Raw genomic sequence first — 8899 nt, 5'->3', positions numbered from 1 at the left:
CGTCGCCGTCATCCTCCTGCTCGTCGCCGGTGCGGCGCTCGCCTCGTTCAGCAGGCTTTCTCCGCCTCGCCTTGCAACGACCCTGTTCGTCGCCCCCCATCTCGCCGTCTGGCTGCTGCTCGCGGGCATTGCTGGCAACGAGGGCAAGGCGACGTTTGCCTTCTTCCTGATGGTCGCGGCCTGCTGGCTGATTGCCTGGCGCTGCGTCACGGTCCTGTCCGGCATCCGCGCCAAATCCAAAACCGGAGATACGTTCCTGCGCCTTTTGATCCCCGCGATCTTCGGCGCCTGGATCCTGATCCTCTGGGAGGCGGCGACACGTGGCGCCGGCATTCCCTTCATCATCCTGCCGCCGCCATCCTCGATCGGCGCAAGGCTCGCAAGCTCGGTCCCTATCCTCTGGGCCGACGTGCAGCAGACGATCTTCAAGGCCGTGCTGTTCGGGTATGTCGTCGGCTGCGCCTCCGGCTTCGTCGTCGCCATCCTGGCCGACCGCATCGCCTTCCTTCGCCGCGGGCTGCTGCCGATCGGCAACATGGTCTCGGCGCTGCCGATCATCGGCGTCGCGCCGATCATGGTCATGTGGTTCGGTTTCGACTGGCAGTCGAAGGCCGCCGTCGTCATCATCATGACCTTCTTTCCGATGCTGGTGAACACTGTGGCAGGGCTTGGGGCTTCGGGCGCCATGGAGCGCGACCTGATGCGCTCCTACGCATCCGACTACTGGCAGACGCTGATGAAACTGCGCCTGCCGGCCGCCATGCCGTTCATCTTCAACGCGCTGAAGATCAACTCGACATTGGCGCTGATCGGCGCAATCGTCGCGGAATTCTTCGGCACGCCGATCGTCGGCATGGGCTTCCGGATCTCGACCGAGATCGGTCGCATGAATGTCGACATGGTCTGGGCCGAAATCGCTGTTGCAGCGCTGATCGGTTCGGTTTTTTATGGCGTCGTGGCGCTTGGCGAAAGAGCGACGACGTTCTGGCATCCGTCTAACCGCGGTGGTTAGGCGCTTAAAATCCGGCCCGTTTCGGCGGAGCCGGCAAACCTCAGAGGGAAGGATAAAAAACATGAGAAAAATTCTCGTAGCGCTGATGGCGGGCGCCATGTCGCTCGCAGCAGCCCAGGCGGCGATGGCCGCCGACAAGGTGACCCTGCAGCTGAAATGGGTCGCTCAAGGCCAGTTTGGCGGTTACTACGTCGCCAAGGACAAGGGCTTCTACAAGGAAGAAGGCCTCGACGTCACGATCAAGCCGGGCGGCCCGGATATCGCTCCCGAACAGGTGATCGCCGGCGGCGGCGCCGACGTGATCGTCGACTGGATGGGCGGCGCGCTGGTCGCCCGTGAAAAGGGCGTGCCGCTCACCAACATCGCCCAGCCCTATCAGAAATCCGGCCTGCAGATGATCTGCCCGAAGGACGGCCCGATCAAGACCGAAGCCGATTTCAAGGGCCACACGCTCGGCGTCTGGTTCTTCGGCAACGAATATCCGTTCTTCGCCTGGATGAACAAGCTCGGCCTGAAGACCGACGGTGGCAAGGACGGCGTGACCGTTCTGAAGCAGAGTTTTGACGTGCAGCCGCTCATCCAGAAGCAAGCCGACTGCATCTCGGTCATGACCTATAACGAATACTGGCAGGCGATCGATGCCGGCTTCAAGCCCGACCAGCTCGTCGTCTTCAACTTTTCCGCCATGGGCAACGATCTGCTCGAGGACGGTCTCTACGTGATGGACACAAAGCTCAAGGACCCGAAGTTCAAGGAGACCATGGTGAAGTTCGTCCGTGCGTCGATGAAGGGCTGGAAATACGCCATCGCCAATCCCGGTGAAGCGGCCGGGATCGTCATGGACAATGGCGGCCAGGACGAGAACCACCAGAAGCGGATGATGGGCGAAGTGGCAAAGCTGATCGGCACCGGTACCGGCAAGCTCGACACCGCCACCTACGACCGCACGGTCAAGGCACTGCTCGACCAGAAGATCATCACCAAGAAGCCGGAAGGCGCCTATACGAGCGAGATCACCGACGCGGCATTGAAATAATAATCGCCAGTCGCCCGGTGAGGGAGAACGCGCGGCTATCGGTTGCGCGTTTTCTAAATTTTTCTCACTCAAATCATAACTAAAACTCATTCGTCTCATAACGGCAGCGGATTGATTTGTGCAACGCAAACACGTAGAAGTGGGGCGCTGATGAATCTTTCGCTGCCGGTCTTGTAACTGTTTTATGCGGTTACCACCTTGATCCGGGTTGCTGAGCGCTGAGGGGGCGTAAGGCGGCCGGAGCGGTTCCCAGCGGAATATTTGCCCCTTACCTTCAATTTGAAAGTAGTCGCATGTTTCGCAAGTTCACCCAGTCTGCCGGGAACCCGGCTCTCAAGCTTGCCCTCGGCGCAAGCATCGCCCTTGCCGCAAGCTCTGCACTGAGTCCCAGTTCCGCGTTTGCGCAGGAAGCGGCGGCCAAGCCCGCCCCGGCGCAGACGGAAATCAAGCTGCCTTCCATCGTCGTAACCGAGGCAATCGAGAAGCCGCTGGTTGACCGCGTCATTGCCACCGGCACGGTCAGGCCCGTCGAGGAGGTCTATGTCCAGCCGCTCGTCGACGCCCTGTCGATCAAGACGCTGAATGCCGACGTCGGCGACGAAGTGAAGGCCGACAGCGTGCTTGCGATGCTGAACGACGACGCGCTGCTTCTCCAGAAGAGCCAGCTCCAGGCCAATAAGGCGAAGGCTCAGGCTGCGGTTGCGCAATATCAGGCGCAGGTCATCGAGGCCCAGGCCAACGTCGCCGACACGACGCGCCAGCGCGACCGGCTACAGAAGCTCAGCCAGAGCGGCACCGGCACGGTTTCGCAGCTCGAACAGGCATCCGCCGCCGTCGAGGTCGCTCAGGCGCGGCTGAATGCTGCCAAGCAGGCGGTAGCCGTCGGCGAATCCGACACCAAGGTGGTTGAGGCCCAGATCGAGGATATTAACCTGAAGCTCGCCCGCACGGGCGTGAAGGCACCGGTTGCCGGTGTCATTTCCGCCCGCACCGCCAAGGTCGGAGCGATCGCCAGCGGCACCGGAAATCCGCTCTTCACGATCATCAAGGACAGCGCGATCGAACTCGTCGCCGACTTGTCCGAGACCGACATCCAGAAGATCAAGGCCGGCCAGAAGGCGATCGTCACGGTCGCCGGCGGCAAGGTGAAGATCGAGGGCAAGGTTCGGCTCGTCTCCCCAACGGTCGATGCGGTCACCCGCCTCGGCGCCGTGCATATCGTCATCGACGATGAAACCGGCGCACGCTCGGGCATGTATGGCAGCGCCGAGATCGTCATCACCGAGACCAATGCCCTGGCGCTGCCGCTCTCGGCCGTCACCACCGGGCGGAATGGTTCCACCGCCCGCAAGGTCGAGGACAATGTGGTCAAGCAGGTGAAGATTGAAACCGGCATCCAGGATGGCGGTTTCGTGCAGGTCGTCAGCGGTCTTACGGCCGGTGACATTGTCGTTGCGAAGGCCGGCGCCTTCGTCCGGGACGGCGACAAGATCGCTCCGGTCCCGGCCGAACCCGCCGCTATTGCGAACTGAGGTTGAGCCGCATGAACTTCTCTGCTTGGTCGATCCGCAATCCGATAGCGCCGATGCTCGGTTTTGCCCTGCTGCTTATTGTCGGCATTCAGTCGTTCTACGCGCTGCCGATCACCCGTTTCCCGAACATCGACGTTCCGGTCGTGTCGATCACCGTCACCCAGAGCGGCGCCGCCCCTGCCGAACTGGAAATGCAGGTGACGAAGGAAATCGAGGACGCTGTCGCCTCGATCAGCGGCATCGATGAAATCCAGTCGACGGTGACCGACGGCCAGTCGCAGACGGTCGTCGTCTTCCGCATCGAAAAGCCGACGGCCGAAGCCGTGCAGGATACCAAGGACGCGATCGACAAGATCCGCAGCGACCTTCCCGCCGGCATCGAGGAGCCTGTCGTCACCAAGGTCGACGTCGAAGGCCAAGCGATCCAGACATTCGCCGTCTCCTCCCCGAACATGACGCTCGAAGAACTCTCCTGGTTCGTCGACGACACGGTCAAGCGCGCCCTGCAGGGCCAGCCCGGCGTCGGCCGCATCGACCGTTACGGCGGCTCCGACCGTGAAGTCCGGGTGTCGCTGAACCCCGCCAAGCTCGACGCCTATGGCATTACCGCTGCCGATGTCAGCACCCAGATGCGCGGCACCAACGTCGATCTCGGCTCCGGCCGCGGCCAGGTGGCCGGCAACGAACAGACGATCCGCACGCTCGGCGATGCCCGCAGCGTCGCTCAGCTTGCCGACACGACGATCACGCTGCCCAACGGCCAGTTCGTCAAGCTGACCGAGCTCGGCACCATCACCGACACCTACGAAGAGCCGAAATCCTTCTCGCGCTTCAACGGCACGCCATCCGTCACTTTCGCCGTGTTCCGCGCCAAGGGCGCAAGCGAGGTCTCGGTCGCCGAAACCGTCGCGACCAGCCTCGATGGAGTGCGCAAGACCAATCCGAACGTCGCGATCGAAATGGTCGACGACTCCGTCTACTTCACCTACGGCAATTACGAAGCTGCCCTCCATACGCTGGTGGAAGGCTCGGTCCTCGCCGTCATCGTGGTGTTCCTGTTCCTGCGGAACTGGCGCGCGACGCTGATCGCGGCGGTCGCCCTGCCGCTTTCGGCAGTCCCGACCTTCTGGATCATGGATCTCATGGGGTTCTCGCTGAACCTCGTCAGCTTCCTGGCGCTGACGCTTGCGACCGGTATTCTCGTCGACGACGCGATCGTCGAGATCGAGAATATTGCGCGGCATATCAAGATGGGTAAGACGCCCTATCGAGCGGCGCTCGAGGCGGCGGACGAAATCGGTCTCGCCGTCATCGCCACCAGCTTCACGATCATTGCGGTGTTCGTGCCTGTATCGTTCATGCCGGGCGTCCCGGGCCAATACTTTATCCAGTTCGGCCTGACCGTCGCTTTCTCGGTGTTCTTCTCGCTTGCTGTGGCGCGACTGATCACGCCGCTGATGGCTGCCTATCTGATGAGCCCCGAAGACGGGATGGAAGACCATCACGACAACGACGGCTGGATCATGAAGGCCTATACGCGCCTCGTCACAGGCACGACCCGCCGCTGGTACTGGCGATATACGACGATGCTGGCCGCGATCGGCTTCCTGATCGGCTCGGTCATGCTGCTCTCCCAGGTTCCCGGCAGCTTCCTGCCGCCGGACGACTCTTCGCGCGTCGTATTGTCGGTGGAACTCCCGCCGAACGCGACGCTCGACGAAACGGCCACCAGCACCGACGTCGTCTATGATGCGATACGCCACATCGACGGTGTCGAGAGCGTCTTCATCCTTGGCGGTGCTTCGCCGAAGGGAGACCTCGAACTGCGACGCGCAACCGTGCGCGTCATCCTGCAGAACATCGACCATTCGCTGGTAAAGACCCTGGTCAACAAGGGCCTGGGATCGATCCCCCTCATCCGCGACTTTGTCCCGAAGATGAAGGAAAACGGCCGCACGCGTCCGCAATGGGATGTCGAAAAGGATATCTTTGCAGCTGTCCGATCCATTCCGGATGTGCGGATTTCCAAGGTCAACGACCGCGCAGAGCGTGACCTTTCGTTCAACTTCCTCTCCACCAGCGAGGCGGACCTGACCGAAGCCGTCAGCATGCTGGAATCGAAGCTGCGGGCCTCGCCGGTCCTCGCCAACGTTTCTTCGGAAGGCGCCCTGCCCCGTCCGGAACTGCAGATCCGGCCGCGCATGGCGGAGGCCTCGCGCCTCGGCATCACGCCGCAGCAGATCGCCCAGACCGTCCGCGTCGCGACGATCGGCGATGTCGATGCCAACCTTGCCAAGATCTCGCTCGACGACCGGCAGATCCCGATCCGCGTCCAGGCCTCGCTCGACGTCCGCCGCGATCTGGCCTCCATCCGTGCCTTGAAGATCAAGACCGCGGCCGGTGCCAGCGTGCCGCTCTACAGCGTCGCCGACATCGACTATTCGGAAGGCCCGAGCTCGATCAAGCGCAACGACCGCAACCGCGTGGTCGCAATCGGCTCCGACGTGCCCTTTGGCACGGCGCTCGATACCGCATCGGCCGAGTTCAAGCGCATCGTCGCCGAGACCGAATTGCCGAAGACGGTTCGTCTGGCCGAAAGCGGCGATGCGAAGGTGCAGGCAGAAATGCAGCAGAGCTTCGGCAATGCCATGCTGATGGGCCTGATGCTGGTGCTCGTGGTGCTGATCCTGCTCTTCAAGGACGTCATCCAGCCCTTCACCATCCTGTTCTCGCTGCCGCTTGCGATCGGTGGCGTGGCGGTGGCGCTGATCATCACCCAGAACGCGCTGTCGATGCCGGTCCTGATCGGTATCCTGATGCTGATGGGTATCGTCACCAAGAACGCCATCCTTCTGGTGGACTTCGCGATCGAGATGAAGCGTCAGGGTCTGGAACGGGTGCATGCCATGGTGGAAGCCGGCCGCAAGCGCGCGCGTCCGATCATCATGACTTCGATTGCCATGTCGGCAGGCATGCTTCCCTCGGCGCTCGGCGTCGGCGAAGGCGGCTCCTTCCGTGCACCGATGGCAATCGCCGTGATGGGCGGCATTATCGTCTCGACGGTGCTCTCGCTTCTCGTCGTGCCGTCCTTCTTCCTGATCATGGACGACCTGTCGCGCCTGCTCGGCAAGATCTTCGGCCGCATGGTCGGCAAGAAGGAGCAGGAAGACTTCGGTCTTTCCAACGAGGAACTCAGCCAGGAGGCGCGCAAATACGCTCAGTCGATCGCGGCTCTGGAAGAACGCCTCAACCAGATGGAACGGCAGACGAGCGCCAACGACGATCGTTCTCCCGGCGCCCAAGCCAGCAGCAAGGTGCTACGCCTGCCGCCTCTGGCCGCGGAATAAGCATCATCTCCAGACTGTATTTCGGCGACGCCGGGCCTGTTGGCCCGGCGTTTTTCGTTGGAAATAACCGGCTCGCGGAGATTGCAGAAAAATTGCACGGATTTGATCGATGTCAAAATCAGATTTCATGAACCTGTTATTTTAGCAGTATCGGGAATGCGCGGCGGTTCGGGTTATGGAAGAGACGACGGATATGATGAACAGCAATTTGAAGCTCAACAACAGGGATCGGGCCGTCCTCATGAAGACGCCTTTCCTGACCAGCCTGAGCGGCAATTCGCTCGTCCGGATGATGTCGGCCATGAGCGTCGTCAGCCTGACGAACCGCAAATCGATCTTCCGCGAAGGCGAGAATGCTGACGCTTTTTTCTGCGTTCTCAGCGGCTATGTGCGACTTTACCAGCTCAATCGGGACGGCCGCGAGGCGGACATCCGAATCTGCAGCCCGGGCGACACGTTCGCTGAATGTCTTCTTTATGGCGGTACGAAATACCGCTACCACGCCCAGACAGCCGAAGCCACGACGCTTGCCCGTTTCGACATGCAGGCGGTGCGGGATCTGGCCGAACAGGAGCGGGATATCGCCAAGGCGGTGATCACCTCGCTGTCGAAACACCTCATCACCACGATGGACTGCGTCGCCAACGACAGGTTGCATACGGCGCCGCAGCGGGTCGCCGACTACATACTGAAAAGATGCCCCGTGGATGGCGGCCCGGCCTCCATCCGCCTGCCTTTCCAGAAGAACCTGCTCGCGGGCATGTTGGGATTGGCTCCCGAGGCGCTCTCCCGCGCATTCTCCACTCTCCGGCGGACCGGAGTGACGGTGCGCGGGCGAGTGATCCAGGTCGTCGACGTGCAGGCCCTGCGCGAAATCTGAAGTTCAAGCGAAGCGAGACCGGGCGGGCGGGTCCGGGCTCTCTTTGGATGCATGTTGCGACACGGGCGGCGGGACCGTGACATGCAGATAAGGCCGGTGGCTTCGAGGGGCCGCCGGCCTCAATCTTTTCAAAGCCCGCCCTGCTCCTTCAGGAAACGGACCACATGGTCCACGCCGACGCCGCGTTTCAGATCGGTGAACAGATGCGGCTTGGCCTCGCGCATGCGGTGCGCGTCGCGGTCCATCACGTCGAGATCGACGTCGACATAGGGAGCCAGATCCTTCTTGTTGATGATCAGCAGGTCGGAGCGGGTAATCCCCGGACCGCCCTTGCGCGGGATTTCCTCGCCCTGGCAGGTGGAGATCACATAGATGGTGATGTCGGCAAGATCGGGCGAAAAGGTCGCCGCGAGATTGTCGCCGCCCGATTCGATGAACACCACGTCGAGATCCGGGAAACGCTCGTTAAGCCCCGCGATCGCCTGCAGATTGATCGTCGCGTCCTCGCGGATGGCGGTATGCGGGCAACCGCCGGTCTCGACGCCGACGATGCGGTCCGAGGACAGCGCTTGGCAGCGCACCAGCGCTTCGGCATCCTCCTTGGTATAGATATCGTTGGTGACGACCGCGACGGAATAATCCTCCCGCATCGCCTTGCAGAGCTTTTCGGTCAGTGCCGTCTTGCCGGAGCCAACAGGCCCGCCGATACCGACGCGCAAGGGTCCGTTCGCCGATTTCATGTGTCGTCCTTTCATTCTTTCAGACTTCAGCTTAGGCTCGCTTTCAGGAACGGAAAAGCCGCGAATGTTGCGTTTCATGCCGAAGCGAAGCTATTTCCGCCTGCACTGCCGCACCGCCGAGATCGTCGAGCGCGGCAAGGCTTGCCTTATCCGCAATGTCGGCGACCAGACCCTCGATCTCGGCGAGGATGGCTACCCCTTCCACCTGCCCGGAAACCCCAAGCCTGATACCGGTAGACACCGATTGCGAGACGGCGGCATGCAGATAGGCGGCAAGCGCCTGCGCTGCCGGCACGCCATGCGCCGCCGCAACCGCGCCGACTGCGACCGGGAAAGGCACGGCTCGCGGCAG

General features: G+C 62.0%; 7 protein-coding genes. 5 read left to right on the top strand and 2 right to left on the bottom strand.

The genetic code is table 11. The features are described 5' to 3' along the window. The 5 genes from MOV61_RS25935 to MOV61_RS25915 form a co-directional block, all read left to right on the top strand. Positions 1-1012 (top strand): ABC transporter permease (locus MOV61_RS25935; protein ID WP_247138641.1); only part of this gene is annotated, 1012 nt, incomplete at its 5' end. A gap of 61 nt (positions 1013-1073) precedes the next feature. Continuing rightward, complete coding sequence (locus tag MOV61_RS25930; RefSeq protein WP_038588871.1) at positions 1074-2048, top strand: ABC transporter substrate-binding protein; 975 nt, start codon at positions 1074-1076, stop codon at positions 2046-2048. Between the two features lie 293 nt (positions 2049-2341). Continuing rightward, positions 2342-3580 (top strand): efflux RND transporter periplasmic adaptor subunit, encoded by a 1239-nt coding sequence (locus MOV61_RS25925; RefSeq protein WP_247138640.1) that lies wholly within the window; start codon positions 2342-2344, stop codon positions 3578-3580. A gap of 11 nt (positions 3581-3591) precedes the next feature. Then, on the top strand, positions 3592-6927 hold the full coding sequence (locus MOV61_RS25920; protein ID WP_247138639.1) for an efflux RND transporter permease subunit: 3336 nt from the start codon (positions 3592-3594) through the stop codon (positions 6925-6927). A 196-nt stretch (positions 6928-7123) separates the two neighbouring features. Continuing rightward, entirely contained in the window at positions 7124-7807 is a 684-nt protein-coding gene (locus MOV61_RS25915; protein WP_038549526.1) for a Crp/Fnr family transcriptional regulator, read from the top strand. A 128-nt stretch (positions 7808-7935) separates the two neighbouring features. Here MOV61_RS25915 and ureG read toward each other — a convergent pair whose 3' ends face one another. Both ureG and MOV61_RS25905 read right to left on the bottom strand, forming a co-directional pair. Next, positions 7936-8547: an urease accessory protein UreG gene (gene ureG / locus MOV61_RS25910; protein ID WP_247138638.1), complete on the bottom strand. Its 612-nt coding sequence runs from the start codon at positions 8545-8547 to the stop codon at positions 7936-7938. Between the two features lie 43 nt (positions 8548-8590). After that, on the bottom strand, positions 8591-8899 hold a 309-nt coding region (locus MOV61_RS25905; RefSeq protein ID WP_309493862.1), incomplete at its 5' end, for an urease accessory UreF family protein.

The organism is Neorhizobium sp. BETTINA12A (assembly GCF_023006485.1).
Taxonomy (GTDB): Bacteria; Pseudomonadota; Alphaproteobacteria; order Rhizobiales; family Rhizobiaceae; genus Neorhizobium.
The sequence above is the reverse complement of the archived record's forward strand: the minus strand, read 5'-3'. Positions and strand labels throughout refer to the sequence as shown.

Coding starts and splice junctions, on each gene's coding strand:
- ureG (WP_247138638.1), bottom strand. CDS start 8,547: ATGAAATCGGCGAACGGACCCTTGCGCGTCGGTATCGGCGGGCCTGTT.
- MOV61_RS25925 (WP_247138640.1), top strand. CDS start 2,342: ATGTTTCGCAAGTTCACCCAGTCTGCCGGGAACCCGGCTCTCAAGCTT.
- MOV61_RS25920 (WP_247138639.1), top strand. CDS start 3,592: ATGAACTTCTCTGCTTGGTCGATCCGCAATCCGATAGCGCCGATGCTC.
- MOV61_RS25915 (WP_038549526.1), top strand. CDS start 7,124: ATGAACAGCAATTTGAAGCTCAACAACAGGGATCGGGCCGTCCTCATG.
- MOV61_RS25930 (WP_038588871.1), top strand. CDS start 1,074: ATGAGAAAAATTCTCGTAGCGCTGATGGCGGGCGCCATGTCGCTCGCA.